11 protein-coding genes are annotated in these 13,935 nt (G+C 66.0%); 4 read left to right on the forward strand and 7 right to left on the reverse strand.

Going from position 1 to position 13,935, the window contains the following annotated elements; translation table 11 throughout:
- The first annotated feature begins 89 nt into the window (after positions 1–89).
- Complete coding sequence (gene hmgA / locus AWB70_RS34405; RefSeq protein WP_053567614.1) at positions 90–1,415, forward strand: homogentisate 1,2-dioxygenase; 1,326 nt, start codon at positions 90–92, stop codon at positions 1,413–1,415.
- Positions 1,412–2,698 (forward strand): fumarylacetoacetase, encoded by a 1,287-nt coding sequence (fahA, locus tag AWB70_RS34410; protein WP_053567532.1) that lies wholly within the window; start codon positions 1,412–1,414, stop codon positions 2,696–2,698. Before hmgA ends, fahA begins: the two co-directional genes overlap by 4 nt.
- Positions 2,699–2,701: 3 nt before the next feature.
- On the opposite strand, the gene AWB70_RS34415 is transcribed toward fahA, so the two are convergent.
- Together AWB70_RS34415 and AWB70_RS34420 are read right to left on the reverse strand one after the other, a co-directional pair.
- Positions 2,702–3,847 (reverse strand): MFS transporter, encoded by a 1,146-nt coding sequence (locus AWB70_RS34415; protein ID WP_053567533.1) that lies wholly within the window; start codon positions 3,845–3,847, stop codon positions 2,702–2,704.
- Between the two features lie 22 nt (positions 3,848–3,869).
- A complete protein-coding gene (locus tag AWB70_RS34420; RefSeq protein WP_053567615.1) occupies positions 3,870–5,042 on the reverse strand; it encodes an MFS transporter in 1,173 nt (390 codons plus the stop codon).
- Positions 5,043–5,317: 275 nt separating this feature from the next.
- Here AWB70_RS34420 and AWB70_RS34425 point away from each other — a divergent pair, with 275 nt between their 5' ends.
- A complete protein-coding gene (locus AWB70_RS34425) occupies positions 5,318–5,761 on the forward strand; it encodes a hypothetical protein (protein WP_198066050.1) in 444 nt (147 codons plus the stop codon).
- Here the strand turns inward: AWB70_RS34425 and pdeM are convergent.
- From pdeM to AWB70_RS34445, 4 genes are all read right to left on the reverse strand, one after another.
- Positions 5,724–6,419, reverse strand: coding sequence for a ligase-associated DNA damage response endonuclease PdeM (pdeM, locus tag AWB70_RS34430; protein ID WP_053567534.1), 696 nt, complete (start codon positions 6,417–6,419; stop codon positions 5,724–5,726). The genes AWB70_RS34425 and pdeM overlap by 38 nt on opposite strands.
- 291 nt (positions 6,420–6,710) lie before the next feature.
- Complete coding sequence (locus AWB70_RS34435) at positions 6,711–9,314, reverse strand: ligase-associated DNA damage response DEXH box helicase (protein WP_053567535.1); 2,604 nt, start codon at positions 9,312–9,314, stop codon at positions 6,711–6,713.
- On the reverse strand, positions 9,311–10,966 hold the full coding sequence (locus tag AWB70_RS34440; RefSeq protein WP_053567536.1) for an ATP-dependent DNA ligase: 1,656 nt from the start codon (positions 10,964–10,966) through the stop codon (positions 9,311–9,313). The genes AWB70_RS34435 and AWB70_RS34440 overlap by 4 nt, the downstream gene beginning before the upstream one ends.
- On the reverse strand, positions 10,963–12,036 hold the full coding sequence (locus AWB70_RS34445) for a ligase-associated DNA damage response exonuclease (RefSeq protein WP_374730270.1): 1,074 nt from the start codon (positions 12,034–12,036) through the stop codon (positions 10,963–10,965). Before AWB70_RS34445 ends, AWB70_RS34440 begins: the two co-directional genes overlap by 4 nt.
- A gap of 212 nt (positions 12,037–12,248) precedes the next feature.
- Between AWB70_RS34445 and AWB70_RS34450 the strand changes: the two genes are divergently transcribed.
- Entirely contained in the window at positions 12,249–12,755 is a 507-nt protein-coding gene (locus AWB70_RS34450; RefSeq protein WP_014190597.1) for a plasmid fertility inhibition factor family protein, read from the forward strand.
- Positions 12,756–12,864: 109 nt separating this feature from the next.
- On the opposite strand, the gene AWB70_RS34455 is transcribed toward AWB70_RS34450, so the two are convergent.
- A complete protein-coding gene (locus AWB70_RS34455) occupies positions 12,865–13,920 on the reverse strand; it encodes a LysR family transcriptional regulator (RefSeq protein WP_235024413.1) in 1,056 nt (351 codons plus the stop codon).
- Positions 13,921–13,935 lie beyond the last annotated feature (15 nt).

Below are 13,935 nucleotides of genomic sequence, written 5' to 3' on the forward strand. Positions count from 1 at the left end.
GGTTTTACTATGCGTAAAACGTCGCGACGAGAGGCCGTATGCTGTTTCGTCGCTCCGATCTGCCGTTCTTTTCGTCGAGGATTTCGACCATGCCCACGTTCGAGACGCACACGGACGCCAATCAGCACTATCAATCCGGCTTCGCCAACGACTTCGCCACCGAGGCGTTGCCGGGCGCGCTGCCGATCGGCCGCAACTCGCCGCAGCGCGCGGCCTACGGTCTCTATGCGGAGCAATTGTCGGGCTCGGCCTTCACCGCGCCGCGCGCGCACAATCGCCGCTCGTGGCTCTATCGCATCCGGCCGGCAGCGGTGCACAAGCCGTTCACGCAAGTCGGACGCGGCAAGCTCGTCGCCAACTTCGCGGACGTGCCGCCGACGCCGCCGAATCAACTGCGCTGGGACCCGCTGCCCATGCCCGCCGCGCCGACCGATTTCATCGACGGATGGGTGACGATGGCCGGCAACGGCGCCGCCGAATCGATGACCGGTTGCGCGATCCATCTCTACGCCGCGAACCGGTCGATGCAGGACCGCTTCTTCTACAACGCCGACGGCGAATTGCTGATCGTGCCGCAGCAAGGCCGGCTCGCGATCTTTACGGAACTCGGCAAGCTCGATATCGAGCCGTACGAAATCGCCGTGATTCCGCGAGGCGTGCGCTTTTCGGTGGCGCTGCCCGACGGCGAAGCGCGTGGCTATATCTGCGAGAACTTTGGCGCGCTGCTGCAACTGCCGGATCTCGGCCCGATCGGCTCGAACGGGCTCGCGAATCCGCGCGACTTCCTCACGCCGAACGCGGCGTATGAAGACCGCGAGGGCGAGTTCGAGCTCGTCACGAAGATGAACGGCGTGCTCTGGCGCGCGGATATCGGCCATTCGCCGCTCGATGTCGTCGCGTGGCACGGCAACTACGCGCCCTACAAGTACGATCTGCGCCACTTCAACACCATCGGCTCGATCAGCTACGACCATCCCGATCCGTCGATCTTTCTCGTGCTGCAATCGCCGAGCGACACGCCGGGCGTCGACACCATCGACTTTGTGATCTTCCCGCCGCGCTGGCTCGCCGCCGAGGATACGTTCCGCCCGCCGTGGTTCCATCGCAATGTCGCGAGCGAGTTCATGGGCCTCGTGCACGGCGTCTACGATGCGAAGGCGGAAGGTTTCGTGCCGGGCGGCGCGAGCCTGCACAACTGCATGTCGGGACACGGGCCGGACGCGGAGACGTTCGAGAAGGCATCGAACATCGATACGACGAAGCCCGCGAAAGTCGACGCCACGATGGCCTTCATGTTCGAGACGCGCACGCTCATCAAACCGACGCAGTTCGCGCTCGAAACCGCGCAACTGCAAGCCCATTACTACGAGTGCTGGCAAGGCCTCGCGAAACATTTCAACCCGGAGCAACGATGAACGACGCGCTCAAAGCCACACTCGCGCCCACTTTGAAAAGCTGGATCGAATCCGCGAACGACCCCGCCAGCGATTTTCCGATTCAGAACCTGCCGTTCGGCATTTTCAGCGACGCGGTGAACTGCCAAGCGCGCGCGGGTGTCGCCATCGGTGACTGGATCGCCGATCTCGCCGCGCTCGAACGCGCCGGCCTCGTGGATGCGCAAGGCACGTTCGACAGGCCGCGCCTGAACGACTTCATCGCGCTCGGTCAGAACAGCTGGCGCGACGTGCGCATTGCGCTGTCGGCGTTGCTCGCGGAAGGCAACGCAGCGCTGCGCGACGATGCCGACTTGCGCCGCCGCGCGCTCGTGCCGCGCGCGGATGCGACGATGCATCTGCCGGTCGAGATTCCCGGCTACACGGATTTCTACTCGTCGAAAGAGCACGCGACGAACGTCGGCTCGATGTTCCGCGATCCGAAGAATGCGCTGCTGCCGAACTGGTCCGAGTTGCCCGTCGGCTATAACGGGCGCGCGTCGTCGGTCGTCGTGAGCGGCACGAAGGTGCGCCGCCCGAACGGCCAGATCAAGCTGCCCAACGACGAGCGGCCGGTCTTCAGCGCATGCCGCAAGCTGGATATCGAACTGGAGACGGGCTTCATCGTCGGGCGTGGCAATGCGCTTGGCGAGCCGATCGCGTGCGAAGAGGCCGAGGCGCATATCTTCGGCATGGTGCTGCTGAACGACTGGAGCGCGCGCGATATCCAGCAATGGGAATACGTGCCGCTCGGGCCGTTCAATTCGAAGGGTTTCGCGACGACCATCTCGCCGTGGATCGTCACGCTCGACGCGCTCGAACCGTTTCGCACCGCCACGCCCGCGCAGGAGCCGCAGCCGCTCGCCTATCTGCGTCACGCAGGCGATCACGCGTTCGATATCGAGCTGGAAGTCACGCTGCGTCCGGAGGGCGCGCGACGGGCGACGACCATTTCGCGCACCAATTTCAGGCTGATGTACTGGTCGATGGCGCAGCAGCTCGCGCATCACACGGTCGGCGGCTGCAATACGCGCGTCGGCGATCTGATGGGCTCGGGCACGATCAGCGGACCGACGCCGGATTCGTGCGGCAGCCTGCTCGAAAGCACCTGGAACGGCCAGCGGCCGCTCGGGCTGGAAGAGGGTGGCGAGCGCGCGTTCCTGCAGGACGGCGATGAAATCACCCTGCGCGGATGGTGCCAGGGCGACGGGTATCGCGTCGGCTTCGGCGAGTGCGCCGGGGAGATTCTGCCCGCGCGCGCTTGACGCTCACGCGGCGGCGCGCCTTTCCCACCACGCCGCGACGAGAAACGCGCATGCCGCCGCCGTCAGCACGCCGATGAGCGCATCGGCGCCGACGCGCTCCATCAGCGTGCCCGCGACGATCGGCCCGCCGAAGCTCGCGACGCTCCACGACGCGCCGACGATCGCCGTCGCGGAAACGAGCGTCGGCCCGCGAAAGCGTTCGCCGCACGCGACGATCGACAGCGTGTAGACGCTGCCCGCCGCCGCGCCGATGACGAACAGCAGCGGCCAGCAAATCCAAGGATGCGCGACGGCCCACGGCAGAAGCGGCAACAGCAGCGCCGCGACGACGCCCGCGCCCGCGTGCACCTTCGCGCGCCCGATGCGATCGGCGAGCCAGCCGATCGGGAATTGCATCGTCGTGTCGCCGAGCAGGATCGCCGATGCGAACAGCACGCCGGCTTCCTCGCCAATGCCGTGCGACATCGCGAAGAGCGGCATCAGCGAGAGCGCGAGCGTGTCGAAGAGCGCGAAAAAGCCCGTGCCGATTACGAGCGCGGGCATGCGCGGCAACACGCTGCGCCAGTCGCCGTGCTCGCCTTCGCCGGCTGCCAGCGCGTGCGGCGCGCCGCGTATCGTCGCGAGCGCGGGCAGCGCCAGCAGAAAGATCGCGCCGCAGATCGCAAAGCGCATCGACGGCAATCCGCCGATTCCCGTGATGAGCACGGGACCCATCATCTGGAACAGCGTGAAGTTGGTGGCGTAGATCGCGACGACGCGGCCGCGCGTCGAATCGTCGGCGAGTTGCGTGACCCACGCCTCGCCGATGGTGAACAGCAGCATCAGCGCGCCGCCGCACAGGAAGCGCAGCACCGCCCACAGCCACAGATTCGCGGTGAATTGCATCGCGATGGTCGACAGCGCCGCGACGATCACCGTGCCGACGATCGTCTCGCGCGCGCCGAGGCGCTGCGCGGCGCGGCTCGCGAACGGCGCCACGGCGAGGCCGCCGCCCGCCTGCATCGCCGTCATCAGGCCGACGATATCGTTGCCGTGACCCGCCTGCGCGAGTGCGAGCGCGGTGAGCGGCAGAGTCGCGCCGAGCCCCAGCCCGACCACCGCCACGCTCAGGATCAGCGCCAGAAAGTCCCGCGAGAGAATGCCCTTCATCCACCGCACCGCATCGTCGAAATCAGGCAGTTTGCCCGATCGACATACGGCGCGCGCGCTTGTCGAGCGTCGCCGAGAGCAGCGTGAGGCCGAACGCGCTCGCCGCCATCAGAATGCCGACCCACGGCAGCGACGTGAGCGGTGCGCCCGCGCCGATCACGCAGCCGCCGAGCCACGCGCCCGTGGCGTTGCCGAGGTTGAACGCGCCCTGGTTCAATGTCGATGCGAGATTCGGCGCATCGCTCGCGCGGTTCACGATCAGCATTTGCAGCGGCGGCACGATCGCGAACGCGAGCACGCCCCAGAAGAAGATCGTGATCATCGCGGCGACGGGCTCGTGCATCGTGCCCGCGAAGATCGTCAGGATCACGACGATCGCCAGCAGGAACGAGAGCAGCGAGCGCAGCAGTTTCCAGTCCGCGAGCTTGCCGCCGAGCGTGCTGCCGACCGTGAGACCGAGGCCGAAAAGCAGCAGCACGTACGTGACCGCGTGCGGCGTGAAGCCGGTCACGTCCTCCAGAATGGGCGTGATGTACGTGAACACCGAGAACAGGCTGGCCGAGGCGAGCACACTGATGCCGAGCACCATCAGCACTTGCGGATTCTTGAGCACGTCGAATTCGCGCAGGATGCTGGTGCCCTGCATCTCGATGTGCTTCGGCAGGCACACGTGCAGCGCGCCCGCCGCGAGCAGGCCGATCAGCGTGACGACCCAGAACGTCGAGCGCCAGCCGGCCGCTTGGCCGAGCGCGGTGCCGAGCGGCACGCCGAGCACGTTGGCGAGCGTGAGCCCGGTGAACATCAGCGCGATAGCCTGCGCGCGGCGGTTCGGCGCGACGAGGTCCGCCGCGACCACCGAGCCGATGCCGAAGAACGCGCCATGACAGAACGCGGTGACGATGCGCGCGCCCATCAGCACCCAGTAGTTCGGTGCGAGCGCGCACAGCAGATTGCCGACGATGAACACGCCGATGAGGCTCATCAGCGCCTTCTTGCGCGGCATCTTCGCGGTCACGACGGCTAGAATCGGCGCGCCGATCGTGACGCCGAGCGCGTAGCCGGACACGAGCATGCCCGCCGCCGGAATGGACACAGCGAGATCGCGCGCGACGTTGGGCAGCAAGCCCATGATGACGAATTCGGTCGTGCCGATGCCGAACGCGGCAATGGCGAGAGCGAAAAGAGGCAGGGGCATGGCGGGGACGAGGAAAGTGACGCGCGAGCGCAAGGAAGGCTCGAATTCTACCGAAGTGTCAATATTGATGCTGGTATAAACCCTAATCTCGTCGGCCCGCCCGCCGCCGCGCGCAGAACGGATATTCTTGCGGATGACGCGACCGCGCAGGACTGTTGCCCGCGCGCGTCCCCCAAGCGTCAGATGTTTCCGGTAACACACGCGCCGACGCTTATTCCTTGCGCATCGCAGATGCCGGGAAGTGTTAGAAAAACGCAGCAAAACACATGAGAACGATGTCCCTGAAACAACTTTGCCTCACCGCCGCATTTGCCTGCGCGATGTCGCTTGCCCCGTCGATTCACGCTCAGAGCAGCGAGGCCGGACCCATCGCCACGAAGGCGGGCACGCTGCATTTCCTGCGCGACGAATCGGGCATGGCGGCGCTCATCGACACGCAGGCGTTCGATCGCTTCGATGCCAAACGCATCGTCCATTTCGACGAAACGTCGGCGACGGGCGACAGCGTCACGCGCATGGTCGTGCAATCCGACACCGGCCCGCTGCTCTACGATTTCCGCCGCAACCCGCCGCTCGTGCAGCGCATGGGCCAGCGCATGACCGTCAAGCGCGTGTTCTGGCAAGGCGAGGAAGTGGTGATGCAGTCGAATCTCGGCTGGTACGGCTATCAGCGCGGCAAGCTCACGAAGCTGCAATCGACGACGACGATCTATCACTGAGCGCGAACACGCGTTCGCCGGCGATCACGTAGACCGCCTCGCCGCGCGCATCGGCGTTGACTTCGAAGCCGCCCGTGAATGCGCCGAACGCCGGCAGCACGCCTGCGCGCCTGCCGAAGCGAAAGCACGGCAGGCGCGCGCTGTCGGTGCGTGTCGCGAGGCGGTACACCGGATGCTCGTGACCGGCGAGCGCGTAAGCGCCATCGACCGTTTGGGGATGATGGCACAGCGCCCACGGCCCGAGTCCATGCGGTTCCTTCACGACATCGACGCCGAAGAGGGCGGGGAGTGCGCCTGCGTGTTTGTCGTGGTTGCCCTCGACGAGCAGCAGCCGCAATTCGCGATGCTTTGCGCGCCAGGCGGCGAGGGCGTCGAGCGTTTCGTCTGCGTGCGATTCGCGTGCGTGGAGCAGGTCGCCGAGGAAGGCGATTTGTTCCGGTCGATGCGACGCGACGAGTGCATCGAGGCGTTTGAGGCTTTCGGAGGTTGTGCCTACGGGCACGGGGATGCCTCTTGCTCGGAAAACGGCGTCCTTGCCGAAGTGGGCGTCGGCGATGAAGAGTGTTTTTTCTTGAGGGTCGAAGGCTGCGCGGTCTGCTGACAGCAGCAGCGTGTGGCCGTTCACGTCGATTTTCAAGGATTCCGTGGGTGGTTTCATGTCTTGCTGCTGCGGTTTGTCGTGCGTTTTGTTCAGTAGCCGCCTCCCCGGCGGAGGGGTAACTTTCTTTGCTGCTGCAAAGAAAGTCACCAAAGAAAGCAGCTTGTCACCGCCCGCGGTCACACGCACGTTGGCCACTATTCTCCTCGGAGAATGGCTCTCGCCTAAAGAGTGCCCTAGCAGGACCAACCGGGCTTGGATCGCGCACGGTCCGTTTCATCGCACCGCTTCACCTTTTGGCGCAGCACGAAATGGCTCCGGCCTGCTTCGCGGCCGAGGGGTTTTTTTGGCTCACCCCTTCGCTGCCTTCTCCAGTTCCGCCAGCATCCTCTCCACGCGATCCGATAGCTTCTCCGTGCTCACCTTCTCCCGCAAGCGCGCGACGATCAGCGGGAACGCGAAAGGGGTCGGCTTCTTCGGGGCGTGGAACGCGAGGCGGCTTTCGTTCATGCGTTCCAGCGCCGCGCGAATACGGCCAAGTTCGAGTTCCTGCAGCATGACTTCCTGATCCGCCTGTGCGAGCAGCAAGTTGCTACTGTCGTGCTTGCGGAAGACTTCATAGAAAAGTCCGCTCGATGCCTGCAATTGCCGCGCGCTTTTCTGCTGTCCCGGATGCCCCTGATAAATCAGCCCCGACACGCGCGCGATCTCGCGAAAACGCCGCGCCGATAGCTCTGACGCATTCAGGCTCGCGAGAATGTCATGCTCCAGATTCTCCGGCGAGAACAGGCCTTCTTCGATGAGTGTCTCCCAGTCGAAGGGGCGCGCCGACAGCAACTCGAAGCCGTAGTCGTTCATCGAGATGGAGAACGTGCCGGGCTCATCGCGCGCGGCGCGCCAGCCGAGCAGCGAGCCCAGTCCGATATGCGCCATGCGTCCCGCGAACGGATAGCAAAAGAAGTGATGCCCTTCGCGCGAGCGCACCCGCTCCACGACGAGCACGCCCGGCCCCGGCAGCGCGGACCACTTGGCCTGCAGGTCGAGCAGCGGCTTGATCGCGCGCATTTCCGGCTCGTCGTAGATGCCGTCGTTCGCGCGCGCGAGCATCACGAGCGCGGCGTCCGCGAGCTCGGACGATAGCGGCATCTTGCTGCCCGCCCATTGCGGCATCGCGCCGCGCGATGAGGTCGCGCGCTTCACATAAGCGGTCATGTCACGCACGCGCACGAGTTCGAGCGCGCGTCCGCCGAACGTGAAGACATCGCCGGGCTTGAGACGCGAGATGAACGATTCCTCCATCGCGCCGATTCTCCCGCCGGTCATATACGCCACGCTGATGGTCGCGTTCGCGACGATCGTCCCGACATTGTTGCGATGCCTGCGCACAAGGTCCTCGCGCGGCACGCGATACACGCCGTCATCGTCTTTCACGACGCGATGAAAATCCGGATACGCCCCGAGCGACGCGCCGCCGCGCTCGACGAACGCCAGCGCCCAGTCGAACTCACGCTGCGTCAGATCGCGATACGCGTAGGCCGTGCGCACTTCGTCGATCATGTCCGCGGGCGTGAAGCCGCCGCCGATCGCGACCGTCACGAGATGCTGCACGAGCACGTCGAGCGGTTTCAACGGCATGTCGCGGCCCTCGATGCGCCGCTCTTCGATCGCCCAGCGCGCGGCCGCCGCTTCGACGAGTTCGAGCGCATGCGTCGGCACGATCGTCACGCGCGATACGCGGCCCGGCGCGTGGCCCGAGCGTCCCGCGCGCTGCATGAGGCGCGCGACGCCCTTCGGCGAGCCAATCTGGAACACGCGATCCACGGGCAGAAAATCGACGCCGAGATCGAGACTCGACGTGCAGACGACCGCCTTCAGTTGCCCGTTCTTGAGGCCCAGTTCGACCCAATCGCGTACCTCCTTGTCGAGCGAGCCGTGATGCAGCGCGAGCAGGCCGGCCCATTCCGGACGCAGCTCCAGCAACGCGCGATACCAGATCTCCGATTGCGAGCGCGTGTTGGTGAAAACGAGCGAGCTTTGCGCGTGTTCGATCTCGTCGGCGACGGGGCCGACTTGCCGCACGCCGAGATGGCCGCCCCACGGAAAGCGCTCGATGGTCTCGGGAATCAGCGTATCGACGACGAGCGTCTTCGGCTGCGCGCCGCGAACGACCACGCGCGGCGTTCGCACGGGATAGAGCAGCGCATCGTGCGCGAGCGCGAGATTGCCGAGCGTCGCGGACAAGCCCCAGATTTGCAGATCGGGCCGCCAGCGCGCAAGGCGGGCGATCGCGAGTTGCGTCTGCGTGCCGCGCTTGTTGCCGAGCAGTTCGTGCCATTCGTCGACGACGATCATGCGCAGATGCTTGAGTTCTTCCTGCGCGTTGGCGCGCGTCAGCATCAGCGTGAGGCTTTCGGGCGTCGTCACGAGCGCGGACGGCATGCGGCGGCTCTGGCGTGCGCGTTCCGTCGATGTCGTGTCGCCGGTGCGCAATCCGACGGTCCACGGCACGTTGAGCGCCGTGACCGCGGCTTGCAGCGCGCGGGCGGTATCGGCGGCGAGCGCGCGCATCGGCGTGATCCAGAGGACGGTTAGCGGCGCGGGCAGTGCGTTCGCTTTGGGCGCTCTGTCGGCATAGGCCGCGAGCGCGCCGAGCCACACGGCCCACGTCTTGCCCGCGCCGGTCGTGGCGTGCAGCAGGCCGCTCGCGCCGCGCCCGATCTCACGCCACGCCTCGCGCTGGAACTCGAATGGCTGCCAGCCGCGTTCGTCGAACCAGCGGGCGATGCGCGCGTCGATCGGCTTCGCGGCTTCGTTCGCGTCGTAGGCGAAGGGCGCGGGCGTGAACAGTTCGGCGGCGGCATCGAGCTTCGCCTGGGCGGCGCGCGTTCGCGGCACGCGGCGCGGGCGCGGCGCGCGGCGTCGTTCCTTCGCGGCGGACTCGGGCGCGTCGTTCATGCGGTGGCCTCGTTGAGAAAGCCCTTGAGCATGTCGAGCGTATCGGCGTCTTCGATCTGCTTGTCGGTGCGCCAGCGCAGCATGCGCGGAAAGCGCACCGCGATGCCCGATTTGTGCCGCGGGCTCGCCTGTATGCCTTCGAAGCCGATCTCGAAGACGAGCGTGGGCGTGACGCTCCTCACCGGCCCGAACTTCTCGATCGTCGTCTTGCGCACGATGGCATCGACCTGGCGCATTTCCTCGTCGGTCAGACCGGAGTACGCCTTCGCGAAGGGCACGAGGGTGCGCATGCCATCGGCTTCGTCCCAGACGGCGAAGGTGAAATCGGTGTAGAGGCTCGCGCGCCGTCCGTGGCCGCGCTGCGCGTAGAGCAAAACGGCGTCGATCGCATAAGGATCGATCTTCCACTTCCACCACGTACCCGACGCCTTCGTGCGCCCGACGCCGTACATCGACGCGCGTTCCTTGAGCATGAGTCCTTCGACGCCGCGCGCGCGGCTTTCCTCGCGCAACGCGGCGAGCGCGTCCCAGCCGGACGCAGCGACCATCGGCGACACGCGCAGCACGTCCACGGCGAGCGATGCCGCGAGCGTATCCAGCCGGGCGCGCCGCGCATGCAGCGGTTCGGTGCGCAGATCGCGGCCATCGGCTTCGAGCAGATCGTAGGCGAGCAGCGCGGCGGGCGAATCGGCGAGCACTTTCTTTGTCAGCGACTTGCGCGTGATGCGCGGCTGCAGGCGCGCGAACGGCAAGGGCGCGTCGGCGCCTGGCTCCCACGCGAGAATCTCGCCATCGATCACGGTGCCGTCGGGCAACGCCGCGCCCAGGTTGGCGAGTTCCGGAAAGCGTTCCGTGACGAGATCTTCGCCGCGCGACCAGATCCACACGCGGCCGGCGCGCTTCACGAGTTGCGCGCGTATGCCGTCCCACTTCCATTCGGCGATCCACTCGGATGTCGCGCCGAGCGTCGCCGGATCGGTCTGCAACGGATGCGCGAGAAAGAACGGATAGGGCAGGCCGATATCGCTTTCGTGCGGCGTATCGACATCGTCGCCATCGGCCGCGGGCGCGATGAGCCGAAGATAGCGCGCGGCGCTCGGCGTCTGCCGCGAATCGGTCCAGCCGACCATGCGCTGGGCAATGCGCTTGTGATCGACGCCCGCGATCTCGGCCAGCGCGCGCACGACGAGCTGCCGCGCGACGCCCACGCGAAAGCCGCCGCCGATCAGCTTGGTCAAAAGGAAGCGCTCGCTCCAGTCGAGTTCGTCCCAGTACGACAGGAGCCGCTCGCGCAATTCGACGGGCGACGCGCCGCGCAGCGTGAGCACGCGTTCCTCGATCCATTGCGCAAGCCCGAGCGACGATGCGCCCGACGCCGCCGGCAACACATGCGCGATGGTTTCCGCGAGATCGCCGACCGCCTGATACGACTCTTCGAAGAGCCATTCCGGCAAGCCCGCGCGCTCGCGCGCGAACTCGGCGAGCAGGCGCGTCGGCACCGACTGGCGCGGCTTGCCGCCCGCGAGAAAGTACGACGCCCACGCGGCGTCTTCCGGTGCCGCGCCCGCGAAATACGCGATCAGCGCTTCGAGTTTTTCGTTGGTCGATGTCGTCGCGTCGAGCGCGGTGTAGAGCGTCGCGAAGCGCTTCATGTCGCGGCGCTCCCGGCGCTATCGTCGTTTTGGGCGATGCTGTCCGCTTCGACGGCATCGTCACCGTATTCGGTCTTGAACGCGCCCGCGTCGAGTCCTTGCTCGCAGAGCCAGCGCACCATCGGCTCGATCTGCCCGTGCGTGACGATCACGCGCTCGGCGCCCGACGCGCCGATCGCGAGTTGCAGGCCGGGCCAGTCCGCGTGATCCGACAGCACGAAGCCGCGATCGACGCCCTTGCGCCTTCGCGTGCCGCGCAGGCGCATCCAGCCGGAAGCGAAGGCGTCGCTGTAATCGCCGAAGCGGCGCATCCACGTGCTGCCTTGCGCGGACGGCGGCGCCACGATCAGCGCGCCCTTGAACGCGGCCTTGTCCTTCGCGGCGATCTCGCCGACGAGGCGCGTGGGCGGCAGCGCGACGCCCGCTTCGCGGTAGGCGCGATTGAGCGGTTCGACCGCGCCGTGGCAGAAGATCGGCCCGATGGCGGCATCGACGCCCGCGAGAATGCGCTGCGCCTTGCCGAACGAATAGCTGAAGAGCACGGACGCGCGTCCTTGCGCGGCGTTGTGCCGCCACCATGCGTCGATGCCGTCGAAGACTTCGCGCGCGCTGTCCCATCGATAGATCGGCAGGCCGAACGTCGATTCCGTGATGAAGGTATCGCAGCGCACCGGCTCGAACGGCGCGCAGGTCGGATCGGGTTCGACCTTGTAATCGCCGGACGCGACCCACACGCTTCCCTTGTATTCGACGCGCACCTGCGCCGAGCCGAGCACGTGCCCGGCGGGATGCAGCGACACGCGCACGCCGTTCACGACGATGGCTTCTCCGTAGGCGAGGCCTTGCACGTCGATCCCCGGCAGTCTCGACAGCAGCACGCCGACGCCCGGTTCGGCCGCGAGATAACGCGCATGGCCGAAGCGCGCGTGATCGGCGTGCGCGTGCGTGATGACGGCACGTTCGACCGGCCGCCAAGGGTCGATATGGAAGTTGCCCGGCACACAGAAAAGACCTTCTGGCCGCGCGACGATGAGATCGGAAGAGGTGTCCACTGATCGTTGGACCGGCATATTGCCGGTTTATGCCGCTCTGTTTGATTCCGGCAACAAAAGCACGCGACGTGCCCGTCATGGCGCTTTCACGAATCGCGGCTAGGGTGTAAAAGTTTAGCTGGCGTTGGCGAGATTATCGGTGGCGGTTCAAGAGTGCCGGCCTTTTTGCCGATAGTCGCAGGTATGCGAAACACGCGCGCACGGGGCGCGCGCGCCGCAGTCTTCTACTCATGACGAACATGGACACGATGGTTGCGCCGACCGCCGCAGAAGCGGTCTGGATCGTCAGGCTCCAGAGGCATCAGCAGTATGACTTCGTGCGCCTGAAACGCGTCTTCACCGACCTCGGCTCGCGCCATCAGGTCGTGCTCGTCGACGTGCGAAAGCTGCTCGAGTGCGCGGATCGCGACGACACCGATTATGTGCTCAAAGCCGTCGACGACTGGCACGCGGGCAAGGTGCGCGGTATTCGCGAATTTCTCGACCCGGATAATCCCCGCGTGCCGGAAATGCCTTACGTGACGATCAGCGTGCGCCGCTCGTCGGGTTTGCTCGGGCTTTTAGGCGTGCATCGCCAAGGGGTCGTCGCGTTTCGCAATGGGCAGCATCGCGCGCGCTATCTGGCTTACGCCGGCGCGTTGTGCATGCCGGTTGAAGTGCACGAGCGCGAGGCGGCGCTTCTGCGCGAAATGTGCGCGGCGCCGGATGCATCGAATTCCGAATACGGGGAAATTTGAACGCGCCGGGCGGCGCGTGAAAATGAACGGGGCCAGACGGTTATTCGCCGTGCTGGCCCCGAGGCCGGCTGCGCTCAGCCGGCATGCAGTGCTTCTGCTGCTTTCTACTTTAGTTCGCGGTTGCCGAGGCGCGCATCGCCGTCTGCAAGGGCATCATCTGCTGCGGAAGGGGCTGACGGACGACATCGTCGGGCCGGGAACTGCTGGCCGCGAATTCCTTGCTTAAATAATCGAGCGCATAGTCGATGAAATAGCGCGTCTTCGCGGGCAGATATTGCCGGCCGGGATAGACGATGGACACTTTCATGTCGGGGTCGTCGATCGAGTAGTCGTCCAGCAGGCGCACGAGTGTGCCTTCTTTCAGATCGGCGCGCACGATGCCTTCGGGCAGGATCGAGAAGCCCATTCCTTTGAGCGTGGCGAGCCGTACCATCAGGCCGTTGTTGACCGAATAGACCGGCGCGAGCGTGACCTGCTCGGCGGTGCCCAACCGATGCCGGAAGTGCCAGGTCTGGCTGCGAATGTCGTTGGGTAGACCGACGGACGGCAATGTTTGCAAGTCGGTCGGCCCGGAGGGCATGCCGTGTTCGGCGACGAACGCCGGCGTGGCGATGGGAACGAGCGCGCTGGTGCCGACTGGCCGCTCGATCAGCGCCGTGCTCGACACCATGAACGCGGTGACGATGCCCACGTCGTAGCCATCCTCGACAAGATCGACGTGGCGCTCCGCAAGTGTCAGGCGCACGTTGACCCTGGGGAACAGCTTGCGGAAGCCGTCGATGAGCGGCGTCAGCGTGAGCAGCGACAGCGCGCTCGACGCGACCACGCGCAACGTGCCGCTTGGCTCGCCCTCGGTGTGCGTGACGGTGGATTCCAGATGGTCCAGCTCTTCCAGAAGCGCGCGGCAGCCCTCGAGATAACGCGTGCCGGCTTCGGTAAGCGAAAGATTACGTGTGGTGCGATTGATCAGTCGTGTGCGCAGGTGCGCTTCGAGCATGGCGATTGCCCGGGTGACCAGCGCATTGGAGACGTCGAGTTGCTGGGCGGCGCGGCGAAAGCTTTCCGTGTCCGCCACCCGCACAAAAACGCGCATTGCGTGGATCTGGTTCATCTTGTTGCCCCTCTCAGTAGTACCAACACATACCGGACCGATGTTCTGTTTCACATGCGAGTGTCCGGT

This window comes from Caballeronia cordobensis (assembly GCF_001544575.2).
In the GTDB taxonomy this organism is placed as follows: Bacteria; Pseudomonadota; Gammaproteobacteria; order Burkholderiales; family Burkholderiaceae; genus Caballeronia; species Caballeronia cordobensis.

Excerpts from the sequence above, each read along its gene's own strand:
- AWB70_RS34445 (WP_374730270.1), bottom strand. The coding sequence starts at position 12,036 with ATGCCGGTCCAACGATCAGTGGACACCTCTTCCGATCTCATCGTCGCG.
- pdeM (WP_053567534.1), bottom strand. The coding sequence starts at position 6,419 with ATGAAACCACCCACGGAATCCTTGAAAATCGACGTGAACGGCCACACG.
- AWB70_RS34420 (WP_053567615.1), bottom strand. The coding sequence starts at position 5,042 with ATGCCCCTGCCTCTTTTCGCTCTCGCCATTGCCGCGTTCGGCATCGGC.
- fahA (WP_053567532.1), top strand. The coding sequence starts at position 1,412 with ATGAACGACGCGCTCAAAGCCACACTCGCGCCCACTTTGAAAAGCTGG.
- AWB70_RS34450 (WP_014190597.1), top strand. The coding sequence starts at position 12,249 with ATGACGAACATGGACACGATGGTTGCGCCGACCGCCGCAGAAGCGGTC.
- AWB70_RS34415 (WP_053567533.1), bottom strand. The coding sequence starts at position 3,847 with ATGAAGGGCATTCTCTCGCGGGACTTTCTGGCGCTGATCCTGAGCGTG.
- AWB70_RS34425 (WP_198066050.1), top strand. The coding sequence starts at position 5,318 with ATGTCCCTGAAACAACTTTGCCTCACCGCCGCATTTGCCTGCGCGATG.
- AWB70_RS34435 (WP_053567535.1), bottom strand. The coding sequence starts at position 9,314 with ATGAACGACGCGCCCGAGTCCGCCGCGAAGGAACGACGCCGCGCGCCG.
- hmgA (WP_053567614.1), top strand. The coding sequence starts at position 90 with ATGCCCACGTTCGAGACGCACACGGACGCCAATCAGCACTATCAATCC.
- AWB70_RS34440 (WP_053567536.1), bottom strand. The coding sequence starts at position 10,966 with ATGAAGCGCTTCGCGACGCTCTACACCGCGCTCGACGCGACGACATCG.